A 22597-nucleotide genomic window follows, 5' to 3' on the forward strand; every position below is an offset into this window, starting at 1 on the left:
ACAGTATTATTTAAACTAATTCTAAATAGAAGCAAAAATAGAAAAAGAAACCAATTATTTAGAATTAGTTCAAATACTGATCAAAAGATATTTTATATCAACTTATTGTCGCTAATCAGAAATATAAAATCGTAAGCTATGGATGCCATGGCGTTGACCGCTCTTTAGCGAATCAAACCATTTTGAAAAGCTAAAAAACAATAGTCCAAATCATGAGATCCGCAATATTCATGACCTATATCCGGACTAAAAGATTGACGTACAGGCAGAACAAGAAGCTTTACTCCGCCACGAAACGATTCTCTTCCAATATCCATTCTACTGGCTAAGCTTAGCCGCAATCCTCAAGCATTGGATCGACGAGGTTTTCCAGTATCAGTTCGCTTATGGTTGCCTAAGTTCAGTTTGTCAGTACAAATCTCCTGTATTCTCTTTTTAGGCTATATATTATGGTATTTCCAATCTCTTAACAATATACGGGTACGAATGCCGAAATATCGTTAGGCTGACGGTTTACACGACTTCCTCTGAAGCATCTGAACGAAACACTGAATGTGGAGCTGAAAGCTACCGTAGTAAAGTAGAACTAGACGGCTAAAGGTATGGACGTGCTATTTCGTCTGCCCGTGTCAAGTTCACCTCGCGCTTACTTATGTCGGCGTTTTGCAAAGCGGACTCTAAGGCGTCTTTGTCGAGATCCTGACAATAGGCCGGTTCCCCGGGTTGCTGCCTCCAAGATTCAGACAGTGAGCCGGCGTCGATGGCGTCAAAGCCGATCTGTTCAATAAGGCTCGTGACTACTCGCTTTTCCCGCTCGTCATTTCCGGCAACCGATAGCGCAATGCGATTCGGGCTTCCTGGAGGAACAGCCTTCGAAGCTAAGCTTAATGCAACAATATTGTTAAAAGCTTTAATTACAGAATGGCCAAGTACTTTGCCTACCCATTCGCTATCTGTTAGTCCGCCACTGATATCCGTATTTTGTCCATCGCGGGAAGGATAGTAATTACCTGCATCAATGATGACCGCCCTAGAGGCCGATAGTATTTTTATAGGGAGAGTCGGTATCGCTTTCTCTGGGGTCGCGAGGATGACGATGTCTTTAGCACCAGCCGCTACTTCTGTGGTCACAGGAGTAGCGGCTGTTTTCTCTGCAATTTCGCCTAATGATTCCGGGCCTCTGGAATTAGCAATGGCAACCTGATGTCCAAGCTTTGTCAAATGTCCGGCTAGTGTACTACCTATATTGCCGGAGCCTATTATTCCGATATTCATTTTCTTTTTTATTAGTAAACATTAAACCCGAAAATGCGTTTCCAATTCCTCATTTTATTTTCCTAAAAGCCGGCTTGGGTAACTCCAAGTGGCCCCTTAACGTATCGGCTTCATACTCTTTGCGGAATATGCCTCGCTCTTGTAATATGGGAACAACCAATTCAATGAAATCCCGCAAACCGTGCGGATGATCCTACCGGAGAATCAACATATCGATCGCACCTGCTTCATACCATTGCTGGACTTGGTCGGCAACTTTTTCGGCTGCTCCAAAAAATGCCGGGATTGGAATGCTGCTATTCGGGAGTAAGTTCGCCAGCTCCAAGTATTTATCGCGCGCTTCCTGCTCAGTCCGGCCTACAATCGGATTTTGCGATTGGGATATGATAAAGTCATCCGGTCGTCTGCCTTTTTCGATCAGAAGACGCCTTAGTTCATGGGCGATAGCCACCGATTCCTGCAGCGTACTGCCATGGGTAAACACACCGTCTGTATAGCTGGTTGCATGCTCCATAAAGGTGTAGGAGGTACCGGCAGTATAGAGCACCGGCCGCCCCTGCATGGAACGGCTAATATTTAGGGGGCCTTCAACCGAGAAATATTTACCACTGTAATTCACCTTATGCATTTTATAGGGGTTTAAAAATATGCCGCTTCGTTTGTCACGAATAAAGGCATCATCCTCATATGTATCCCATAAACCCAATACGATCTCCATAAACTCCTTATTCATGGGATATTGGTCGGCTTTCCCCAGATGGCCGCGACTAAAATTCACCATGCCGCCCGGGTTGGAAGTTATGGCATTTAAGGAAGCACGGCCTTTGCTTATCTTGTCTAACGATAGAATCTGCCGAGCAACGCTATACGGATCGGCATAGGAAGTAGAAACGGTAGCCGATAAACCGATCGTTTTAGTGTGCATACTCAGGGCCGACATAATTGTAACACCTTCAAACATGCTGAGATAATGCGGAATGTTGCCCGGGCCGACGTGGCTGACATCAACCAAAAACAGTGTATCAAATTTGGCTGACTCAGCCAGCTTTGCCTGTTGAATATAAAAATCGATGTTTTCGCTGGCATCCGATGGCATATCGGGATGCTGCCAGCCTACATAATTCCAGCCCAGTCCGTCTATATTTGCCGCCAGCTTTAATTTTTTCCTTTTATTGCTCATCCTAAAGGGCGATTTGACTTTTCTCTTCATTGATGTCGTCCATCACCTCTTTAAAAAGTTTGATGGACTTAATACGATCTTCCACCTGATATGTAATAGTCACGGTGATAAGTTCATCCACTTGTGTGAGTTCTATAAACTCTTTTATCTGCCTTTTCACCGTTTGCTTACTTCCTACAAAAGAGTACTTGAGCATTTGTGCCAAGGTGGGATGCTTTAACGCAGCCCGTAATTCGGAGGTCAAGGTAGTAGACGGCTGGACCCCTTCATGCACACCGGTCAGTACGCCGAAAAACATCCGAATGTGCGTTGTGAACAACCTTTCTGCTTCTTCATCTGTATCAGCAACATAGATATTCGCCCCTGCTATGGTGTAAGGACTTTCCAAAAATTTGGAAGGTTGAAACTCCTGTTCGTAAATGCGCAAAGCATTATGCAAATGAGTGGACGCAAAATGACTCGCAAAAGCATAAGGTAAGCCTAATTGCGCCGCAATATGCGCTCCATCGGTGCTCGACCCTAAAATGTAGAGCGGAACCTTCCGACCTTCCGCAACGGTGGCTCTAACTTTCGCCATTTTATTTTCTGTCGAAAAATACCGTTGGATTTTTCCAATTTCAATTGGAAAAGAATGCGCTGCCTCCATAAAATCAGAGCGAATGGCACGGGCAGTTTCATGATCGGTGCCAGGCGCTCGGCCGAGTCCGAGATCAATGCGGTCGGGGTACAAATGAGCCAAGGTGCCAAATTGCTCAGCAATGATCAAAGGCGAATGATTGGGAAGCATAATACCGCCCGACCCGACCCTAATTTTGAAAGTATTTTCGGCTATATATCCAATAAGCAGCGAAGTTGCGCTACTACCTATGAATTCAGCATTATGATGTTCGGCGAGCCAAAAACGTTTGTAATTAAGGCTTTCCGCCTGCTTGGCTACTTCCAAGGAATCGCTTAGCGTCTGTTTAATGGTTCCGTCTTTGGGAACATTGGCCAATTCCAAAATAGAATAAGCTATATCTTGATTTTTCATTTCTTGTATTTTCAGAAAGATTCTTGCAAAGTTAAGGCACACGAACTTTCTTTTGTATAGTACTTTCCCAAAAGAAAGTAAAAAAGATGGAATAATGACCCTATATGGACATATGTCTGTTAAGGAATCATTTGCAAACTCAGGATAAAAGACTTTCCTTTGTATAGTTCTTACCTAAAAGAAAGTTCATTCAATAAAGGATATGGCTGTAAAAAAAGAGTATTGCGATTGTCTGAATACGGTGAAGCCTGTACGGGATGCACTCGACGTGATTAATGGCAAATGGAAATTGCCGATCATCATTTCTGTGGGCGTAGGCAATGACCGCTTCACCGATATTCAGGACAGTATTCCCGGTATCACGCCGAAGGTTTTGGCAAAAGAGCTGAAAGATTTGGAACAACACCGCCTGATTAAACGACATATTGTAGAAGAATACCCTGTAAAGATTTCATATAAATTGGAACCTTATGCCGACACTTTAACTCCCATCATCTATGCACTGAAAGATTGGGGACTAAACCACCGCGCAAAAATTCTGGAAAGGGATAAATCAAGTACGGGATAGCGGAAGCTCGGTTCTATGGCGCGAGTATGGGAAGCCCCACTAGGAAAACAAGAAAATATAACTTGATGTATAGCCGCATATCTTCCTATTTATTGGTTTCTGCTTTAATGAAAAACAGATTATTCCAACCTAAGTTTAAAGAGATGTTAAATCCGTTGACATAACTTGCGAAGCCCTAGCCAGCTGAGTCTGTTTCCCAACGAAAACTTCTTCGGCCCTACTTTTTATGAGTGCTAATTCTTTCGGATTCAAATAGCCGAATTCCAATAAAAAATCCAATAATCGTTCATATGCGAAAGTTAGGGGTTTCTTTTAATAGGAGCTCCGACCGATATCCGCGGCGCTTTTAAAAAGAATTGCTCCGGAAGCAGGTAGTCTTACATGGCGTCGACGAGCTATTCGAATGAATTGATCTTTTCACGCACTGCGCCGACAGAAAATTTGTCAATTTTTCGCCTTTTCATCGTTACACCTCATTGGTCACCCTTGCAAACTTATTCCGGTACTCAATTGGCGTAAGCCCTGTGATCTTTTTAAAAATATCTCTAAATGCCTTCGTATCGGTATAACCTACGTCAAACATGGTTTCAGTTACATTCTTCCTTGATGCTTCGAAAAACTTCTTAGCGGCTTCTATTCGGACTCGTTGTATATACTCTACGGCGGTATTGTTGGTCGCTTCTTTAAATTTTCTTTCAAATGTTCTACGGCTGGTGTTAATTAAGTTTGCCAAAGTTTCTATCGTTATTTTATTGTGATAGTGTTCTTCGATGTAATCCTGTACTTTCTTAATATCATCATCGCGGTGGTTTCTTTGACCCTTAAATATCGCGAACTGAGATTGACTATCCCTGCCGATATCCAACGCAAAATATTTTGAAATCATTATTGCTGTTTCTCTATCAGCAAACTTTTCAACCAGGTATAATATCAAATTCCATAAACTGCTTGCCCCGCCGCTACTGTAAATATTATCATGTTCTGTTATGATAGCGCCGTATTCTACTTCTACATTGGGGTACCTCTCTTTAAATTCGTTAATATGTGCCCAATGCGTCGAGCATTTTTTACCGTTGAGCAAACCCGTTTCAGCTAAAAGGAAAGCACCGATACATAAACTGGCAATGCTTGCACCTTTCTCGTGCAACTTTTTAAAATAAGGTATGGCTTCTGCATTAGCCTGGACTCCTTTTGCGGTATCGCCGAACACCGGCGGTATGATAAGCAAGTCGGTTTCGCTCACCTCTTTAAGCAGCCTATTGGTCTTTATTGTGTATTCGCCGTTATTAGCAGGCACATAATCTTTTAAACCTACATACTCAACGTGGAAAATGGGCGGTTTTCCAAATGCGGTTAAAAACTCATTGGCCGTATTAAAGGTTCTGAATGGCGGTGTAACGGCCTCAATTACCCCATACTCCGGTACAAAAACAGAAATTTTCATTAATAATTGGTATTAAGCCGCAAGATATAAATTAGTTTTGTCATAATTCACCCCTAAAGTTGTCATTTTCACAACAGTCCCGATCTTCAATTCTATTGTAATTTTGAATTATAAATTTTTTCAACAACAAAATCGAACAGAATGGCACAAGCAACAAAAATCACAGTAGAAGCAACAGCAAATGCTCCCGTCGCAAAAGTTTGGACAACATGGAATACACCGAGTGACATTATGCAATGGAACACGCCTGACCCGAGCTGGCATACGTCAAGTAGTGAAAACGACCTGCGGGTTGGCGGCAAATTTAAAATAGAATGGAAGCAAAAGATGGCAGCTTCGGTTTCGACTTTGAAGGTGTTTATGACAAGGTGGAACTGTATAAGGAAATCACTTATACCATGGCCGATGGAAGAAAGGTAACCACCCTGTTCACAGAGCAGCATGGTAAAACAAATATAGAAACTCAATTTGATGCTGAAACAGAAAACGACCCAGCGTTTCAGAAACAAGGATGGCAAGCCATCTTGAACAATTTTGTAAAATATGTTGAATCCATTGATTAACAACCCTTAAAACTAACAAAATGAGGAAAACTAAAATAATCTTTTGGGTGGCAACTACCATCATTATACTTTGGGAAGGTATAATGCCACTTGGCACCCTGCTGTTTGCACCACAGTATGTAAATGCAGGGACAAAACCTTTGGGCTATCCTGATTACTTTGCCTACACGCTTATCATCTGTAAGATACTTGGCGTTTTAGCAATTTCCTTCCCTAAAACGCCAAGTAAGCTAAAGGAGTGGGCTTACGCCGGGCTCACTTTCAATTTGATCTTTGCATTCATCAGTCATGTATCTGTAGATAAAAACGTTGGGTATATGCTGATGCCGATTGTAGTGCTGGGCATTCTTGCAGTCTCTTACGTCTATAACTACAAATCCGAATTAATGACTAAGACCGATTATCATGTGCTAACCTAGTAAATGAAATTCTTGAGGTCTTATCTAATATGATTAACCATACCCGTAGCCGATCAGTAAATGCCGTCTTCATTACGTTTTCCGGTAATTGCAGAAAAGCCCTCACTTATTACCAAAGCTGCTTTGGAGGCGAACTGCAATTTGAAACATTTGATAAAGACCTACATGGTTATGCGCAAATCCCTATCATTGTTGGGTCGCTGGTTTCCGATAGCCTTATTATTTATGGTACCGACTTGGTACACAATGAAGGACGAATACTTGGGAACTATATGTCTATCTTTCTATTGTGTGCCAATACGCATGATAGGAAGGTACTTATTGAAAAGCTGCTATCAAATAAAGGAGAGCGCTCCGCCAAGCATTACGATGAGCAACAACTCGTTGAAGTAACGGATGCTTTTGATGTTAGGTGGGTACTGGGTGTTTAGGCCTCCAAACAATACTCCCGCCGAGCAGAAGAAGTGGATGATTTGGTACAGGACATCTAGCTAAAGTCCGCTTAGCTTGTCAGTGAGATATTCTTTTTCCTCCCATACAGATAGGCGATGTTGAAAATCACGACCGCCATAAAGATCATTCCAAAGGCAATAATCTGTACCGTATTGATCGGCTCCTTATAATAGAGAACCGCCAATAAGAAACTGATAATGGGATTTAAGTACAGCAGGGTACCGACAATGGAAGAATCCAAGCCTTTTAAGGCATAGATATTGAGGAACAGCGGAATAATAGTATAGCCCACTGCAATGATGGCAACAAAGCTATAGAAGGTGGTTGTTTTCGGAACGGTAGTATCAATAACCGTTAGGATCGGAAGCAACAGAATGGTGCTCACAATGATGTGAATGCTGAGCGTAAAGAATTTGTCGAGCTGAAATTTGTTTTTTTGGAGTACCAGGTAAATCGCATACGACACGGCAATCACCATGCTGTAAATGAGATCCATAAAATGGCCGTAGGCAAGGATAAGGCAGCTGATCACGCTTAATAATACGGCAAACCATTGCCCTTTGTTCAACTTCTCGTGTAAGAAAAGGCTGGCCAGAACGGTCGTTAAGATGGGGCATAGCAGATACGCCAAAGAGGTGGCGTTGACACTCACTGCGTTCATCACGTAGATAAACGAGAACCAATTCAATCCGAGCATAACGGCGCTGAAAAGTACGTTCAGCGCTAGCTTCACCCTCTCCTTTCTGCTCGTTGTTTTGAGATAACGCACACTGACAGCGGTTTGCTTCCTTCTAAAAATCAAACAGACTGCAATGATGCTGATCGCGGCAAAGATAACCCGGTGAATAAGAACGTCCAAAGCCTCATAAGCACTTAAAGGTCTTAATACCAATGCGAAAGTACCCCAGATTGCAAAGGCTAATATGGCAGATAGATAATGTTTCATGAAGGTATAATAGCCACTACTTTATCTGACAGCTAATGGCTCTAAAAACTGTCTTTGTTCGGACGAATATACTCCATTTTATTCAAAGTCGACAGCCGCATTTTGTAGGCTTAGCAAATTTAGGCCACCGCCCCTCGCGGTTGCCGACTACATGTCAGGAGCCGTTGAATATAACGTAAAGCAGCAGCTACACGGGTTCAATATCCATTCTTCGCAACAGACCTTCTTGTAATAAGATAAACATGCTTTACTATTCCATCAAATAACACGTTGTCTTGCAAATCCTTTACTATTTGGTGAACCCTCACTTCAAGTGTTCCATCTTGTCTTTTTACTAATCCCGTTGGTTCTACTTTTGGATTTATTTCCGACCACTGCCTTGTCCAATATCTACGTATCTCATCGTGTCCATTTACATAACCGCCTTCAAAGGCTTTTGGCCACTCTACATCTGGATGAAATGTTGAATGTGCGGAATCAATGTCCCTTGAGTTGAAAGTTGAATATGCTTTTCTAACTAATTTCTGGATCCGAATATCCATATTTCTTGTCTTATTCTATTGTTTATTCGTTTCGGACTTCTACCGCATCTCAGGTGTCAATGGAAAATCGACAGAAATCCTGTTTCAAATGGATTTGATTAACCAGCCGCTTAAATACCGATTTGGTAAAACGCACAAAAGTACTCTTTTCTTTATCGTATCCCACCCAATCAGAAGTGTTCACAAATCTACAGCTGGGCGCCCCTTGGACGTTACCCTTTACCAAGGTGTATCGTTCTGGATTTTGTTCATATATTTCTGCGGTAATCTTATTCATCGCGTTTCTCTTTATATCAGTAATTCAATTTCTTGACCGTCTTAGTCGGGTGAGACATAGATTCCTTACATTTTTAATTACGTTAACTGTAAACGCTTTGGTGACCACCCTATCAACCAGCTGGTTTCGGAGGCTTTTGTTAAAAAATCAAAATAAGTTCAATAAAATTTGGAAACAAAACTTTATTAGTTACATTTGCGTTGTAAGTATTTATTATGAAAGCGGATACGAAATTTGCAACAGCCATTCACATATGCCTTTATCTGCAGTATAGGGGAGAAAAGCTTCTCTCTTCGCAGGAAATGGCTGCAAGTGTGGACACGAATCCGGTCGTAATTAGGCGGGTACTTGCTGATCTGCGCAAAAAAGATATTGTCGGCAGTGTTGCGGGCAGCCAGGGTGGTTTCTATCTGAAAAGATCGATTGATAAAATAAACCTATGGGACATCTACCAAGCAGTAAATGACAGAGAGCTCTTTCAAAGGCCTAAAGTGAACGAGGAATGCCCAGTGAGCAGCAATCTGGCACACCTGTTAAAGTTGCCGTTTCAAACGGCAGAACAGGGCATGCGGCCGGGCCTCGAAAAAATAACAGTGTCAGCACTCTATGCCGAGCTGAAAGATATATTAAAGACATCATCTAAATTCTGTTAATAGTCCGCGCACGATATATATCAGGATTTTTTTATTATAGACAACTGTAACAAATAAAGTTTTATTTAACATTTTAAAAATCAAAAATCATGAAAAATTCATCAGCAACATTATCAGCCAGAGATGTATCATCGGCAAGCTACTCTCCGCAAGAAAACAGAACACTTGGCTTTGATACCGTTAAGGCTACCAAATTAAACGCATTTGGAATAGTCGTTTCGCGCTACGGACTGGCGCTTATTATTTTAATCTTCGGCGTTTTCAAATTTACCAACTTCGAGGCCGAGGCGATTCAACCGCTTGTAGCTAACAGCCCATTAATGTCATGGCTTTATCAACTTACCGATTTAAGGGGGGCATCCGCATTGATTGGAATCGCAGAAATTGCTCTGGCCGTGATGATTGCATTACGGGCATGGTTCCCCACGATATCTGCATTAGGTAGTTTGGGAGCTATCCTGATGTTTATTACCAGTTTGAGCTTTCTGATATCAACTCCCGGTATGTGGACGATTATGGAAGGTTTACCGGTGCCGACAGACGGTGGTTTTGTTATGAAGGATATCGTCCTGCTTGGAGTTTCTATATGGACAGCAGGTGAAGCATTACTAATCGCCCAATCAAAAAAAACGCAACTGAAACATAAGTAATGTAAATGGCGACAGGCTGGCCGCTACGTGCTAGCCCGTCGACTACTGAAATGAGCATTTATATTGGTTCGAATTAATTCATTACTGGCCAGTCAGCATTGCTCTATGCCTTCTCCCCTCGCGCGCTAAATTAGACGAAATCGGTCGACTTGCTAAGTTGCTCATTAGCCGTCAACTGTTCCTTTAGTGTTTCAATCTTATTTTTAGCCATATTTAAAGCGTCGGTTCCTAAAAATAGATGAAGCGGACGCTGATCACTTTCGGCAACCTGGATAAGGACAGACGCCGCCTTTTCAGGATCACCGGGCTGATTTCCCGGAATCTGTTCTTGATGTATAGTTTCCAACTCTCTTGCCTCTTTGTATTCGGCAATGGACTTTTCTGCCAGACGCAGGGATCCTTTAAGTAAAAAGTTCGTTTTGAAATAACCTAGATAGACGACGGTGGCAGTGATACCAAGTGACTTCACTTCGGCGGACAGGGCTTCCGTAAATCCCGCTACCGCAAATTTTGTGGCGTTGTAAACGCCCCAACCTGGGAATGTGCCCAAAAATCCGGCGATCGAAGAAATATTAAAGAAAGCTCCGGATTTATTTTTCCGGAAGTAAGGCATTACGTTTCGGATAACATTTAGGGATCCGAAAACGTTAACCTCGAAGTTTTTTCTTGCTTCATCATCGCTAAGTTCTTCAAGAGTTCCTAACTGTCCGTAACCTGCGTTATTAACCACCACATCAATTGTTCCAAATGTATTAACGATCGTCGAAATTGCGTGCGCAACACTTCCGTCATCGGTGAGCGTTGTTTCAAGTGGTAGAAATTGTTCACTGCGATCCCCTGCTTCGCTGGTTAAGGTATTTAAGTCCCTTGAAGTGGCCGCCACCTTGTAGCCCGCTGTGAGTAATTTTTTAACCAAAGTCAGTCCTAATCCTTTTGAGGCGCCAGTAACTAACGATACTTTATTTGTGTCCATAATGCATTAAATTATGGTACAAAGTAACCTAGATTAGGCTATGAGGTGTTTGTTTGAATCACAGGGATACTTGCGAGTTTCAAATATGGGATCCTGTAAAGGCATTTTTTCGGAACAATGAGGGCGATATCAGTTCCTTTTTCTTAAAAAAAGCAGTGAAAGCCGCCGGGCCGGAAAACCCAAGACCAAAGCTGATACTGCTGATATCCCAGTCAGTTTGAACAAGAAGGGATTTCGCCTCGTATATTAGCCGTTCTTGAATGTGCTCTCTTAAGGTTTTGCCCGTATGTTGCTTGACAAGCGAGTTCAGGTAATTAGGATGAACATTTAGGTGTTCTGCAAATTCGGACGCTGTTTTCAGTTTCACTGTATGACATCGGTTATCCAATCGGAAAGACGACTCCAGAAGTGAAAGAAAACCGTAAATATAGCGGTAGCTTTCTGGTACATCACGCGTCGGTAATTTTTTTCCGGCACGCTTCGCCGCAACGAGGATTAATTGAAGATGCAGCAACAGCGCTTGCTTTTTGTCATCATAGTCTTCCTGTACTTCCTTAACTATAAATTCAAAGTATTCGTTAATATTTTGAGATTGGCTATCCGATAATCGGACAACGGATGCTGCCGGCTTAAAGTAAGGGTAATTTCGGAACAACTGAAGCACATGATCGGCATCGTGCTCAAAATATTTGGGGTGAATGAGGCAAAAGTGCCCGCCAGTATCGGCAGAAGTGGTTTGCCAAGACATAATTTCATCGGGATGTAGGAAGGCAATATCACCTGGTCCCATATCGTACTGATACAAGCCTATCGTAAGAATGCCTGTTCCCTTGGTCATGTGGAAGATTTTATAAAACTGACGCCGGTTTGGTGAAATGTAGTCAGCAACCGGATAGTCATCCCTCTTCTTTATCACAAAGTGATTGCTATTAAGCGGATAATGCTGTACTTCTAAAAAGGAACGTTTATATCCAGCTGTTGCAAAGGCATCGATCTCCAATCGGGGAATTGCTTGCTTTTCCATCTTCTAAGTTAACTTAAATTTTTAATAATAAAACAAAGCAAATCGCTTGCGGATTATAGATGATCATCATTCAGTTATGCAGCTTTGCTTTTAGCATACGTGAAGCATGCGTATCCCCCCCTCCAGCCCCATCTACAAAGTAGATGTGTCGGTCTACGTGATATGAAACATAGCAAGACAGGGTTTTGAGTACTTCTGTGACCAATGAACCAGGAATTAGAAAAGTCGCGCCGTCGCCTCCGAAAAAAAAGGAATAACAACTTTATGCTTATGAGAAATATTCAGCACACATACGATACTTCCCGTAGCAATTAGGTTGACGGTTCTTTGCAGTCCACGGGCTACAGCGTCAGAAGATCTGCGAATATCGGTGATTACTATCTGCCAGTCTGATGGAACAGGCCGAAAACATGTTTCCCGGCCAAGCATCTCTCCTATTGGTGCATGATGGACAGGCAATGATTCATAAAAGCGATCTTCCATGCATGTTAATTTAAGAGGCATCAACGTATTTGGCAGCAACATGTCGGCACCAATACGGTGAAAGAAATGAACGATACCGACAAATAATTTGGACCAAGGCTTTTTAACGTGCATCTGTAGGTTCACATATGATAGTTATTTCGGTTTCTTTATCAAATCTTTAACCGCACGCTCATATTTATAGTCGGCTACCAATCCGGGGCGCGTATTTTCGTTTTCTGGGTTTCCATCGCCGTAACCTTTGGCGGCCAGCAATACAGGGTAATATTGATAAAAAACGTTGCCGTCTATCGCAGTCTGATTGTGACACGAAGCACACTGTGCGCCTAAAGGTACGGCCGTTTCATTGAGTATCAGCTTTTCAAAGTCGGCAAAACCAAAATAGTTCCAACCCTCAAATATTTGATGCCGCTGTCAGTGCTTTAGTTTTAATCGACATATTTGTATATGTTTATCGTTAGGTAGTCAACTCAGCTGCTATGATTTGCGCTTAGCCAAATTGTCCTCACGCTTTGACGGATTGATCAGTTGCTTTTCCATTTATTCGTCTACCTTTTCGTTTAACTTTGTAAGTCTCTAAGCACCGTGTTCAATTGTGAGTCTCTCGCAGATTGACCAGCATTGTATGCCGATTACTCAATTGATCTTTTTTGAAAAGATCGTTTTAAGCTTTAGTCGGTTTTAAACAAAGAACCTTAAATTTTATAAATCGGAAGAAATGCGGACAGTATTCATCGTCAGTGCCGCTCTAAGACTAACTGATGCTGAAAAAGAAGTCTTTGATATCTTTCGCAAGTAATCCGGGTTGCTCTGTAGCAGCAAAATGTCCGCCCCTTGGCATATCCGTCCAATGCTGGATGTTAAACCCTCTCTCAATATAGGATCTCGGCGGCGTGGGCAGCTCCTTTGGAAACTTAGCAAACGCAACGGGTACTTTTACCATTTCACCTTGACGAAAAGCCAACGGCTTTTTGCTGTTTTCATTATAAATTCTCATAGATGAATGAATAGTTTGCGTAATCCAGTAAAGTGTGACATTAGCAAGCAGTTCATCTTTTGTAAATGCATTTTCAATATCCCCGCCGTTATCGCTCCAACCGTTGAACTTTTCGATAATCCAGGCACACAGCCCCATTGGAGAATCATTTAGTCCATATGCTGCCGTCAACGGTTTTGTAGCGTGTAAGTAAGCATAGGCGCCCTCCCGGGCAGACCATTCCGCTATGGTATTTTGAAACGCTAAAAACTCGTCAGCGCGTTCTTCGCCTTCAGCCAAATAAGGTTCATATGATCCTGAAATATAGTTTAAATGTAGCCCTATAACATTTTGAGGATGGTTTAGAGCTAACCATGTGCTAATACCGGAGCCAATATCGCCCCCTTGTGCACCATATCGCTCATATCCCAGTTCTGTCATTAGGCGGTGCCAAAGACCCGCCACGAAAGCACTGTTGCACCCAGAAGCTGTCGGCTTTCCTGAGAACCCGAATCCAGGTACCGACGGGATAACGAGGTCGAAGGAAGCTTGCGGATCCTCCGTCAGCAGCGGGATCAGCTTCATCATTTCCAAAAATGAGCCTGGCCAGCCGTGTGTAATCAGTAAAGGCAAGCGGCTTTTGCCCTTTCCCTTGATATGGAGAAAATGGATATCGTGACCATTAATATCAGCGACGAAATTGGGATAAGCGTTGACCTCACGTTCAACTTTTCGCCAGTCGAATTCATGCTGCCAATAATGGTATAGTTGTTTCATATAAGAAAGGTCTGCCCCATAACTCCAGCCCGAACCTGCTAAGGAGTCAGGCCAACGGGTTATCTGCAATCTTAACTTCAAATCATCCAAGACTTCTTGAGGAACTATGATTGAAAATGGTTTGATCATAACATTATTTGAATTCAGGTTTCTAACAATAGCATCCTTGCATTTATGTTTAAAGGCATGGAAAGCTGCAAGAGCCAGCAGTAAAAATACCTCATTAAATAATGTAAAAAAATGCTTATTTTGGAGTTATTAATGAATTAAACGCATTAGTGATGGACATACAGCAAATAAGGAACTTTTTAACGTTATCAGAAGAGCTTCATTTCTGGCGGACAGCAGAAATAACGAACATCACACAGTCGGCACTCAGCAGACAAATCCAAGGGATGGAAGAAGAATTGGGCGTCCGTCTCTTTGAACGTAATAAGCGGAATGTAAGCCTGACGGCATCAGGAACCTTCCTTAAAGAAAAGTGAACAGCCCTGCTAGATGATCTTGATCATGTGCATAGTTTTGCCCGAAAGATCAGCAATGGTGAAACAGGGCATATCAAGATTGCACATCCAGATTCAATATCTTCATCTATAATACCTGACTTCGTCTCCGGTTTAGCTGAAAGATATCCTGAAATAAGCATCGAACTTGTTCAACTGCTTTATAAAAATATAGAAGAATCCTTATTGGACTACAAGTTAGACATGGCTTTTACCAGACAGCTCAGCAACCTTCACGGAATTTGTTCCAGTATGATCAGTCGACAGTCAGTGGCTCTTTTTGTGCCGGAAAACTCTCCATTACGCTGCCCTGAAGATATCACAGGCTCCGCATTAACGGGACGAAGGTTCATACTTCCTGTAGCTGAACGTCGCAGTCGGTTCTACTTCTTTGTCCAGGAAATTTTGGAATATTATGGTGCAGTCCCGCAAGCTTCGTATTATTCAGATTTCGGTTCGAGCACGCTTGGCTTGGTTTCAAGAGGTCTTGGTATGGCGATATTACCCAGCGGATTTATTCATCATGGCACACCGGGGGTGCGTGCGATAGAAATACAGTTTCACAGTGAACTGTATATCAGTTGGCGGATCGATGAAAAAAATCCCTCAATATTAAATGTAATCAAGGCCTTGGCAGAAATGTTTCCTTTAACAAAGGTATATGCTGATCCCGTGTAGCCTAACCAAGCTCCCGACCGTACAAAATCCAAAATACAACCCTTACCGATTTTTAACCCCAGATTCTTTAGGTGCTATGCAGCGGAAAGTCCGGCCTGCCCTGCGCCGATAATAACTATTTTGGCTTTATATCGCAAGTTGTTTGCCATAGCGAACCTTGCTCAGCGCCACCCCAATCCGGGCGCCACATGCTTCAATATAGCAGACAGCAGATGCACATTGTAATCCACGCCTAAGGTGTTGGGGATCGTCAAAAGAAGTGTATCTGCTTCTTGGATGGCTTCGTCCTGTTCCAATTCCCTGATGAGTTGATCGGGCTCGGCGGCATAAGTCCGTCCGAAAATAGCGCGTTTGTCCTTTTCGATCATACCGATTTTATCGCTTCGATCGGCTCCCTGTCCGAAATAATACCGATCTCGATCATTTACCAAGGCAAAAATTGATCGGCTCACCGAAGCCCTTGGCTCACGCTGATGTCCTGCCTTTTTCCAGGCTTCTTTGTACAACCTAATCTGCTCTGCTTGCTGAACATGAAAGGGCTTACCACTTTCGTCGTATTTCAAGGTGGAGCTTTGCAGGTACATACCGTTCTCGGCCGCCCAAACGGCTGTAGCATTGGAGGCCGCACCCCACCAAATGCGTTCGCGCAAACCCGCTGCATGCGGCTCTAAGCGCAACAGGCCCGGCGGATTTGGAAACATCGGATACGGGTTAGGCTCGGCAAAGCCCACGCCCTTTAGTTTTTCCAAAAACTCCAGGGCCTTGCGGCGTCCCATGTCGGCGTCGGTCTCCCCTTCCGCCGGTTCATAACCGAAATAACGCCAGCCATCGATAACTTGCTCTGGCGAACCTCTACTGATTCCCAGTTGCAATCGACCGCCCGAAATCAGGTCGGCAGCCCCCGCATCTTCCACCATATACAGTGGATTTTCATAACGCATATCAATCACACCCGTGCCGATCTCTATTTTGTTTGTCTTGGCCCCGATGGCCGAGAGCAGTGGAAACGGCGATGCCAGCTGAGCCGCAAAATGATGTACTCGAAAATAAGCACCATCTAGACCGATTTCTTCAGCAGCGACAGCCAGTTCAATGGACTGAAGTAAAGTGTCCCTTGCTGTACGGGTGCTGTAGGCAGGATGATCGGACCAATGTCCAAACGAAAGAAATCCTATTTTTTTCATAAATTGTTAACGGTAAGAACCTTTCTTTAGTTGTCGCCCTTATGTCTAAAATTGAGAGCCCACAAAAATACTAGCCAAATATACTTAAATATCGAGAATGGAAAGCGAATGTTATGCTTATAGAATTCGGCCTCCGTTCAAAAAAATGTTAATTAACGTATTATTACTTTGAAATACAAAGTACTTTTTATAGCTTTGTTTAACTTTAAAATGAATCGTTATGAAAACTACTTCAGTAATGAAGCCCATTCACCGGGCTTTGGGAACCTCTATCTTGGTAGGGGCAGCGCTTGCTCTACTTTTTATAGCGGCTTTTGTGTTTCCGGTTGAGGGTAATCCCGCATGGGGAAAGTTATGGAAAATCAGGCCGCTCATCATTGTTCCCTTGGCTGGCGCGGCTGGCGGCGCAATTTTTTACTTTCTCCGACACCTAGTTTATCAGGGCGGCTGGAAAAAGATAGTCGTTACTATCGTAGGCATCTTGGTTTATATTTTCGGACTATGGGTGGGCACGGTATTGGGCCTAGACGGCACCTTATGGAATTAAGGAAACAGACCTACGTGATGATCTGGTAGCGCCAGCAGAGGCCTGCTATCACTAAAAAAATCTTATACGTAAAATAATAATGGAAAATTTAGCCTAACGAGCTAAAAACCGTATTTTTGCAAAAAAAGCAATAAAAACAGATGCGGAATAAGATACTGATTCTTGATGACGATGAAGATATCCTTTACTTTTGCTCGGTAGTGTTTGAGAATTTAGACTTTGAGGTGGTATCTTCTCCTCATAGTAAAGACATTATCGAACAAGTGGAGCAAGCCCAGCCAGACATTATTTTGATCGATAACTGGATACCGGGATTAGGTGGTGTGAAAGCGACCCAGACACTTAAAAGTACGCCAAATCTAAGTGATATTCCTATCATTCTGTTTTCGGCAAACAGCAATTTACCCGCATTGGCAGAAGAAGCGGGAGCAGACAGTTTCCTTAAAAAACCATTTGACCTCGATGAGTTAGAAAGTTTAGCCTTATCTTTATTAAGTAACAAAGCATAGGACATATGCCTCTTCGTAAGATTATCCATGTCGATATGGATGCTTTTTATGCATCCATAGAACAACGCGATAATCCTATCTATAGAGGCATGCCTATTGTTGTTGGAGGTCTCCCCGATCAACGCGGTGTGGTGGCAACGGCAAGTTACGAAGCGAGGGCCTATGGTATCCATTCGGCTATGTCTTCCCGAAAAGCCCAAAACCTCTGTCCGCAGCTCATATTTGTACGCCCCAGATTCGACACTTATAAATCGGTTTCCAACGAAATCCGGGCTATCTTCCGTCGGTATACCGATATTATTGAGCCTCTTTCTTTGGACGAAGCTTATTTAGACGTTACGGAAGACAAGCTTGGGATGGGGTCCGCTATAGAAATAGCACGCCAGATTAAGGCGGCTATTAAGAAAGAACTTCGTTTAACGGCCTCTGCCGGTGTTTCCACCAATAAATTTGTCGCTAAAATAGCTTCTGACATGAACAAGCCCGATGGGCTCACCTTTATAGGCCCCTCGAAGATCGAAGCCTTTATGGAGGCGTTACCTATTCAGAAATTCTACGGCATTGGAAAAGTGACTGCCAAGAGAATGAACAGCCTACAGATTTTTAATGGAGCGGATTTAAAGAAGTTATCCAAAGCTCATTTAATAAACCTATTCGGTAAAGCGGGGAATTTCTATTACAATATTGTGCGAGGCATTGATGAGCGACCTGTTCAAACTTTCCGCGAACTTAAATCAATCGGCGCGGAAGACACATTCAGCAGCGATTTAACGAAAGAGGAAGAACTTATCAACGAGTTGAAAATAATAGCAAAACGCGTAGTGAAAAGGCTCGATGTTAAAAAAGTACTGGGAAGTACCATTACTGTGAAAATAAAATTTGCCGACTTTAAACAAATCACTCGAAATTATACCCATACAAGCCCCATCAGTTTGGATCAGCTCGAGAGCTACGCAATTGATCTCCTGAAAGCAGCGCCTATTGAAGGGAAAGCTGTACGGCTGTTAGGCATAACAGTTTCCAACTTTCAACTGCCCGGACCGGCGGCCAACCAGCTCTCATTGTTCTAAAAGCACGTCAAAATCGCCGAAAACAAAGAGGACTGTCTTAAAATAAGTACAGCCTCTAAAAAAATACAAAAAATTACAAGTGTCTGTTTTTCAGTTATTTGTGTTTTTTGGCGTACCAATTGCGATTTGACCAACAACAATAGAAAGTTAAAAATTAGGAAATCATGAAAAAGTTATTATTATCGATTACAGCTTTACTTTTCGCAACAGGAGCCTTCGCGCAACAAGAAATGGGCTTCGGTTTGAAGGCCGGCTTGAACTTTCCGAAGTATAATTTTTCCAATGACGGAGAGAGTGTATCTTCCACCGGGTCGACTACCAACTTCCACGTTACAGCGTTCTTAGATGCGCCTATTGCGACAGATTGGTTTTACGTACAACCGGGGATATCCCTGCAGGGAAAAGGTGGCAAGCTGGCGGAGACTAACTCCGGCACCTACAAACAAAACACGATGTGGATTGAAATCCCCGTTAATTTTGTGGCAAAATTCCCTACCGCTGACGCGGGTAGCTTCTTTTTAGGCGCCGGGCCCTATGTAGCGTTCGGAATTTCAGGTAAAAACAAATTTGAATCCAATAATGGAAGCGAGACTTCAACGGATATTCCGGATTTTGAATTTGGAGGCGATGGTGCATTGAAATCGACGGATTTCGGTCTGAATTTTATCGGCGGATTTGAATTTAGCAATGGCTTGATGATTCACGGCGGTTACGGTTTAGGTTTAACCAACTTAAATGCCCGCTATGAAGGTACAGATATGAAACAAACCAACCGCGTTTGGACCGTCGGTTTAGGATTTAGAATCTAAACCCCACATGTCTAGAAAAGAAAAAGCTATCGGGTTTTCCGATAGCTTTTTCTTTTTTTAAAGCAAATTTATTTAGTAATCAAGCGCCATTCGAAACATCAAAGCGCCGACGGTCAGGTTCGTTCGGCTATCAATTAAAATGGCTGCTCCATTTGCACGATTATCATCGTACAGATCAAAAGGCAGCACATCCGCCGTTTTAAGTAGAACTCGACCTATGTCGTTTAGTTTAAATTCATGAACGCTGTGTTTTTCAAGCGTGTTGATGTCAACGTTGTAAACAATCTCTTGAATCTTGCAACGCGATAATTTACTATTATGCTGAATAAGGTAAGTAAGCGACGGATCCAGCGGCCGAGTGTCCATCCAACAAAGATCAGCCTCAACCACCTGCGACTGGTAAGGCAAGCTGGTACTATTTACAATCACATCACCTCGGCTGATATCAATGTCATCCTTTAAATGGAGCGTCACCGATTGGCCTGCAAAAGTCTCACTCAGCTCTTTGTCGAACTGCTCAATTTTACTGATGGTAGATTTCAGGCCTGATGGCAAAACCGTTATCTCATCTCCCACCTTGAGGGTACCGCTAGCCACTTTTCCTGCATATCCACGGTAGTCGTGCAGGTCTTCTGTCTGCGGACGAATAACCCATTGCACCGGGAGCCGGGCGTAGGCTACGTCTAAATCGCTGCTCACGTCGACGTTTTCTAAATAGTTTAACAGGCTTTCCCCCTGATACCAAGACATATGATCCGATTTTTGTACCACATTGTCGCCCCGTAATGCACTAACAGGTATGTAATTTACGTTTTGCAAATTCAGTTGATGGGCTAAAGCCTTATATTTTAGAACAATGGCATCGAAAACCGTTTCACTGTAGTCGACCATATCCATTTTATTGATACACACGATGAGGTGCTTAATGCCAAGCAGAGATGCAAGATAAGAATGGCGAATTGTTTGTTCGACTACGCCATTACGGGCGTCTACCAAGATGATCGCCAGGTCGGCTGTAGAGGCGCCGGTCACCATATTTCTGGTATACTGAATATGCCCGGGCGTATCGGCAATAATAAACTTACGCTTCTCTGTTTGAAAATATTTATAGGCTACATCAATGGTGATCCCTTGCTCGCGCTCGGCCCTTAAGCCATCGGTCAATATGGCCAAGTCGATGCTGCCATCATCATTTTTACGATTGGAATTTTGTAAAGCCTCCAACTGATCGGCCAAAATAGAATCTGTGTCATAAAGCATCCGCCCAATAAGCGTACTTTTACCGTCGTCTACACTGCCCGCCGTAAAGAATTTTAATATATTCATTTTCTTTTTAGTATTTGTACCTATAGGCACCTATATTTCTTTTTCTCTTTTTGCTGTTTATCTAATATGCTGTCGCTATAATGACAGGCATTGATTGATTAAAAGTATCCACCTTTCTTGCGGTCTTCCATTGCCGCTTCCGATACTTTATCATCCATCCGCGCTCCGCGCTCACTTATTTTGGATTGACTGATTTCATCAATGATATCGTCTATCAGTACAGCACCCGACTCCACCGCTGCCGTACAGGTCATATCCCCTACCGTGCGGAAACGGACTTGTTTTCTCGTGACAACATCTTCTTCGTCCATATTCAGGAATGGCGAAGCTGCCATGAGCTGGCCATTCCGCGTGATGCAATCACGCTCATGCGCAAAATAAATCGATGGCAGCTCGATACCTTCCCGACGTATATAATTCCAAACGTCCAGCTCTGTCCAGTTGCTGATAGGAAAAACCCGCACGTTTTCTCCTTTATGGATTTTGCCGTTGTATATATTCCACAGCTCCGGCCGTTGGCGTTTCGGATCCCATTGACCAAACTCATCCCTAACGGAAAAAATACGCTCCTTAGCGCGCGCTTTTTCCTCATCTCTTCTGGCACCGCCAATACATGCATCAAATCCATGCTTAGCAATGGTATCGAGCAATGTCACCGTTTGAAGGGCATTCCGACTTGCGTTCTTTCCTTTTTGTTCGATGACCTTTCCCTGATCGATTGATTCCTGTACATAGCCGACAATAAGCTTCTCGCCAATACGCTCAATCATTTTATCGCGATACGCTATTGTTTCCTCAAAATTGTGCCCCGTGTCTATATGAACCAGCGGAAACGGAAATTTACCGGGTCTGAACGCCTTTTCAGCTAAACGCACTAAGGTAATAGAATCTTTTCCTCCAGAAAAAAGAAGCGCAGGCTTTTCAAATTGACCAGCCACTTCTCTTAGAATATGAATGGCCTCTGCTTCTAGCTGATCTAAATAATCTAAACTGTTTTTACTCATTTTATTTACATTATGATTGAGCGGCATGTAGACCGCATTCTTTCTTTGATTGATCTTCCCACCACCAACGTCCGGCCCGGAAATCTTCTCCCTCGCGCACCGCTCTCGTGCAGGGTGCACAACCGATACTTGGGAAACCTTTGTCGTGCAAGGTATTGTAGACGATATGATTTTCCTTTATAAATGCTTTAACGTCCGCTAAGCTCCAATCAAAAATAGGATGAAACTTGATGATCTGATTGCCTTCGTCCCACTCCAAATTTCCCATCCCTTGTCGGTTAGCCGATTGTTCCGCACGAATTCCAGTAATCCAACAACCGTTTCCTTCCAAGGCACGCTTCAGTGGTTCGATTTTGCGAATATAGCAGCATTCCTTTCTGTTTTCAACAGATTCATAAAAACTACTCGGCCCTTTGGTGCTCACCATTTCTTCAACCAGCGTTTTTTCAGGATAATAGGCATGGATGGGTTTGTTATAGATTTCTAAGGTTCGGTTCCAAACATAGTAAGTCTCCGGAAACAGTCTTCCTGTCTCTAACGTAAAAACCTTTATAGGTATATTATTGCTGAAGATGATATGGGTCAGTGCCTGATCTTCCCAACCAAAGCTGGTGGAAAAGACAATTCTGCCACTAAATTCTTCGGCCAAAAGCCTCAAAGAGGCTACTATATCCAGTCCCTTCAATCTTTCTTTCAAATCAATTAAGTTCATTTTGATCTTATTTTTTCTTGTC

Annotated in this window: 30 protein-coding genes; 14 read left to right on the forward strand and 16 right to left on the reverse strand. The window is 42.9% G+C overall.

What is annotated here, in order from left to right:
* The first annotated feature begins 298 nt into the window (after window positions 1–298).
* Window positions 299–439: an NAD(P)H-dependent oxidoreductase gene (locus tag EPX21_RS23495; protein ID WP_370450992.1), complete on the forward strand. Its 141-nt coding sequence runs from the start codon at window positions 299–301 to the stop codon at window positions 437–439.
* Window positions 440–594: 155 nt separating this feature from the next.
* On the opposite strand, the gene EPX21_RS13840 is transcribed toward EPX21_RS23495, so the two are convergent.
* The 3 genes from EPX21_RS13840 to EPX21_RS13850 all read right to left on the reverse strand — a co-directional run bounded on the left by EPX21_RS13840 (window position 595) and on the right by EPX21_RS13850 (window position 3485).
* Window positions 595–1275, reverse strand: a complete 681-nt coding sequence (locus EPX21_RS13840) for an NADPH-dependent F420 reductase (protein ID WP_134090282.1) — start codon at window positions 1273–1275, stop codon at window positions 595–597.
* Between the two features lie 193 nt (window positions 1276–1468).
* Window positions 1469–2485, reverse strand: a complete 1017-nt coding sequence (locus EPX21_RS13845; RefSeq protein WP_206106076.1) for an NtaA/DmoA family FMN-dependent monooxygenase — start codon at window positions 2483–2485, stop codon at window positions 1469–1471.
* Window positions 2457–3485, reverse strand: coding sequence for an LLM class flavin-dependent oxidoreductase (locus EPX21_RS13850; RefSeq protein WP_134090283.1), 1029 nt, complete (start codon window positions 3483–3485; stop codon window positions 2457–2459). The genes EPX21_RS13845 and EPX21_RS13850 overlap by 29 nt, the downstream gene beginning before the upstream one ends.
* A 202-nt stretch (window positions 3486–3687) precedes the next feature.
* Here EPX21_RS13850 and EPX21_RS13855 point away from each other — a divergent pair, with 202 nt between their 5' ends.
* Window positions 3688–4053 carry a helix-turn-helix domain-containing protein gene (locus EPX21_RS13855; RefSeq protein ID WP_134090284.1) on the forward strand — a complete coding sequence of 122 codons (366 nt, stop codon included), beginning with the start codon at window positions 3688–3690 and terminating at the stop codon, window positions 4051–4053.
* Between the two features lie 466 nt (window positions 4054–4519).
* Here EPX21_RS13855 and EPX21_RS13860 read toward each other — a convergent pair whose 3' ends face one another.
* A complete protein-coding gene (locus EPX21_RS13860; RefSeq protein ID WP_134090285.1) occupies window positions 4520–5497 on the reverse strand; it encodes a GlxA family transcriptional regulator in 978 nt (325 codons plus the stop codon).
* Window positions 5498–5638: 141 nt separating this feature from the next.
* Between EPX21_RS13860 and EPX21_RS13865 the strand changes: the two genes are divergently transcribed.
* From EPX21_RS13865 to EPX21_RS13875, 4 genes are read left to right on the forward strand one after another with little or no spacing between them, the layout of a single operon-like run.
* Window positions 5639–5917, forward strand: a complete 279-nt coding sequence (locus EPX21_RS13865) for an SRPBCC domain-containing protein (protein ID WP_370450990.1) — start codon at window positions 5639–5641, stop codon at window positions 5915–5917.
* Window positions 5812–6060: an SRPBCC domain-containing protein gene (locus tag EPX21_RS23500; RefSeq protein WP_370450991.1), complete on the forward strand. Its 249-nt coding sequence runs from the start codon at window positions 5812–5814 to the stop codon at window positions 6058–6060. Before EPX21_RS13865 ends, EPX21_RS23500 begins: the two co-directional genes overlap by 106 nt.
* Window positions 6061–6080: 20 nt before the next feature.
* Complete coding sequence (locus EPX21_RS13870) at window positions 6081–6479, forward strand: DoxX family protein (RefSeq protein WP_134090286.1); 399 nt, start codon at window positions 6081–6083, stop codon at window positions 6477–6479.
* A 29-nt stretch (window positions 6480–6508) separates the two neighbouring features.
* Window positions 6509–6910, forward strand: a complete 402-nt coding sequence (locus EPX21_RS13875) for a glyoxalase (RefSeq protein WP_134090287.1) — start codon at window positions 6509–6511, stop codon at window positions 6908–6910.
* A 71-nt stretch (window positions 6911–6981) separates the two neighbouring features.
* On the opposite strand, the gene EPX21_RS13880 is transcribed toward EPX21_RS13875, so the two are convergent.
* The 3 genes from EPX21_RS13880 to EPX21_RS13890 form a co-directional block, all read right to left on the reverse strand.
* Window positions 6982–7878: an EamA family transporter gene (locus EPX21_RS13880; RefSeq protein ID WP_134090288.1), complete on the reverse strand. Its 897-nt coding sequence runs from the start codon at window positions 7876–7878 to the stop codon at window positions 6982–6984.
* Window positions 7879–8075: 197 nt separating this feature from the next.
* Window positions 8076–8420: a nuclear transport factor 2 family protein gene (locus EPX21_RS13885; RefSeq protein WP_134090289.1), complete on the reverse strand. Its 345-nt coding sequence runs from the start codon at window positions 8418–8420 to the stop codon at window positions 8076–8078.
* A 49-nt stretch (window positions 8421–8469) separates the two neighbouring features.
* On the reverse strand, window positions 8470–8697 hold the full coding sequence (locus EPX21_RS13890; RefSeq protein WP_134090290.1) for a hypothetical protein: 228 nt from the start codon (window positions 8695–8697) through the stop codon (window positions 8470–8472).
* A 215-nt stretch (window positions 8698–8912) separates the two neighbouring features.
* On the opposite strand from EPX21_RS13890, the gene EPX21_RS13895 reads away from it, so the two are divergent.
* Window positions 8913–9350 (forward strand): Rrf2 family transcriptional regulator, encoded by a 438-nt coding sequence (locus EPX21_RS13895; protein WP_134090291.1) that lies wholly within the window; start codon window positions 8913–8915, stop codon window positions 9348–9350.
* Window positions 9351–9439: 89 nt separating this feature from the next.
* The gene (locus EPX21_RS13900; protein WP_134090292.1) at window positions 9440–10000 is read left to right on the forward strand and encodes a YkgB family protein; all 561 of its coding nucleotides are present in this window, start codon (window positions 9440–9442) and stop codon (window positions 9998–10000) included.
* Window positions 10001–10130: 130 nt separating this feature from the next.
* Here the strand turns inward: EPX21_RS13900 and EPX21_RS13905 are convergent, their stop codons facing one another.
* The 5 genes from EPX21_RS13905 to EPX21_RS13925 form a co-directional block, all read right to left on the reverse strand.
* Window positions 10131–10973, reverse strand: coding sequence for an SDR family NAD(P)-dependent oxidoreductase (locus EPX21_RS13905; protein WP_134090293.1), 843 nt, complete (start codon window positions 10971–10973; stop codon window positions 10131–10133).
* Window positions 10974–11052: 79 nt separating this feature from the next.
* Window positions 11053–11997 (reverse strand): AraC family transcriptional regulator, encoded by a 945-nt coding sequence (locus tag EPX21_RS13910; RefSeq protein WP_134090294.1) that lies wholly within the window; start codon window positions 11995–11997, stop codon window positions 11053–11055.
* Between the two features lie 70 nt (window positions 11998–12067).
* On the reverse strand, window positions 12068–12202 hold the full coding sequence (locus tag EPX21_RS23505) for a DUF3095 family protein (RefSeq protein WP_166670771.1): 135 nt from the start codon (window positions 12200–12202) through the stop codon (window positions 12068–12070).
* 11 nt (window positions 12203–12213) lie between these two features.
* A complete protein-coding gene (locus EPX21_RS13920; protein WP_134090295.1) occupies window positions 12214–12606 on the reverse strand; it encodes a DUF3095 family protein in 393 nt (130 codons plus the stop codon).
* Window positions 12607–13234: 628 nt separating this feature from the next.
* Window positions 13235–14362, reverse strand: coding sequence for an epoxide hydrolase family protein (locus EPX21_RS13925; RefSeq protein WP_134090296.1), 1128 nt, complete (start codon window positions 14360–14362; stop codon window positions 13235–13237).
* A gap of 152 nt (window positions 14363–14514) precedes the next feature.
* On the opposite strand from EPX21_RS13925, the gene EPX21_RS13930 reads away from it, so the two are divergent.
* A complete protein-coding gene (locus tag EPX21_RS13930; RefSeq protein WP_134090297.1) occupies window positions 14515–14718 on the forward strand; it encodes a LysR family transcriptional regulator in 204 nt (67 codons plus the stop codon).
* A gap of 27 nt (window positions 14719–14745) precedes the next feature.
* On the forward strand, window positions 14746–15414 hold the full coding sequence (locus EPX21_RS13935) for a LysR family substrate-binding domain-containing protein (RefSeq protein WP_166670772.1): 669 nt from the start codon (window positions 14746–14748) through the stop codon (window positions 15412–15414).
* Between the two features lie 161 nt (window positions 15415–15575).
* Here EPX21_RS13935 and EPX21_RS13940 read toward each other — a convergent pair whose 3' ends face one another.
* Window positions 15576–16598, reverse strand: coding sequence for an LLM class flavin-dependent oxidoreductase (locus EPX21_RS13940; protein WP_134090299.1), 1023 nt, complete (start codon window positions 16596–16598; stop codon window positions 15576–15578).
* Between the two features lie 220 nt (window positions 16599–16818).
* On the opposite strand from EPX21_RS13940, the gene EPX21_RS13945 reads away from it, so the two are divergent.
* The 4 genes from EPX21_RS13945 (at window position 16819) to EPX21_RS13960 (ending at window position 19533) form a co-directional block, all read left to right on the forward strand.
* Window positions 16819–17145 (forward strand): potassium transporter KefB, encoded by a 327-nt coding sequence (locus tag EPX21_RS13945; RefSeq protein ID WP_134090300.1) that lies wholly within the window; start codon window positions 16819–16821, stop codon window positions 17143–17145.
* Between the two features lie 140 nt (window positions 17146–17285).
* Complete coding sequence (locus EPX21_RS13950) at window positions 17286–17654, forward strand: PleD family two-component system response regulator (RefSeq protein ID WP_134090301.1); 369 nt, start codon at window positions 17286–17288, stop codon at window positions 17652–17654.
* A 5-nt stretch (window positions 17655–17659) separates the two neighbouring features.
* Window positions 17660–18724: a DNA polymerase IV gene (dinB, locus tag EPX21_RS13955; RefSeq protein ID WP_134090302.1), complete on the forward strand. Its 1065-nt coding sequence runs from the start codon at window positions 17660–17662 to the stop codon at window positions 18722–18724.
* 164 nt (window positions 18725–18888) lie between these two features.
* Complete coding sequence (locus EPX21_RS13960; protein ID WP_134090303.1) at window positions 18889–19533, forward strand: porin family protein; 645 nt, start codon at window positions 18889–18891, stop codon at window positions 19531–19533.
* Between the two features lie 72 nt (window positions 19534–19605).
* Here the strand turns inward: EPX21_RS13960 and EPX21_RS13965 are convergent, their stop codons facing one another.
* From EPX21_RS13965 to EPX21_RS13975, 3 genes are all read right to left on the reverse strand, one after another.
* Window positions 19606–20859 (reverse strand): sulfate adenylyltransferase subunit 1, encoded by a 1254-nt coding sequence (locus tag EPX21_RS13965; protein ID WP_134090304.1) that lies wholly within the window; start codon window positions 20857–20859, stop codon window positions 19606–19608.
* 98 nt (window positions 20860–20957) lie between these two features.
* Window positions 20958–21863 carry a sulfate adenylyltransferase subunit CysD gene (gene cysD, locus EPX21_RS13970; RefSeq protein ID WP_134090305.1) on the reverse strand — a complete coding sequence of 302 codons (906 nt, stop codon included), beginning with the start codon at window positions 21861–21863 and terminating at the stop codon, window positions 20958–20960.
* A gap of 10 nt (window positions 21864–21873) precedes the next feature.
* Window positions 21874–22575 carry a phosphoadenylyl-sulfate reductase gene (locus EPX21_RS13975; protein WP_240768691.1) on the reverse strand — a complete coding sequence of 234 codons (702 nt, stop codon included), beginning with the start codon at window positions 22573–22575 and terminating at the stop codon, window positions 21874–21876.
* Window positions 22576–22597 lie beyond the last annotated feature (22 nt).

It is taken from the genome of Olivibacter sp. XZL3 (assembly GCF_004368405.1).
GTDB lineage: Bacteria > Bacteroidota > Bacteroidia > Sphingobacteriales > Sphingobacteriaceae > Olivibacter.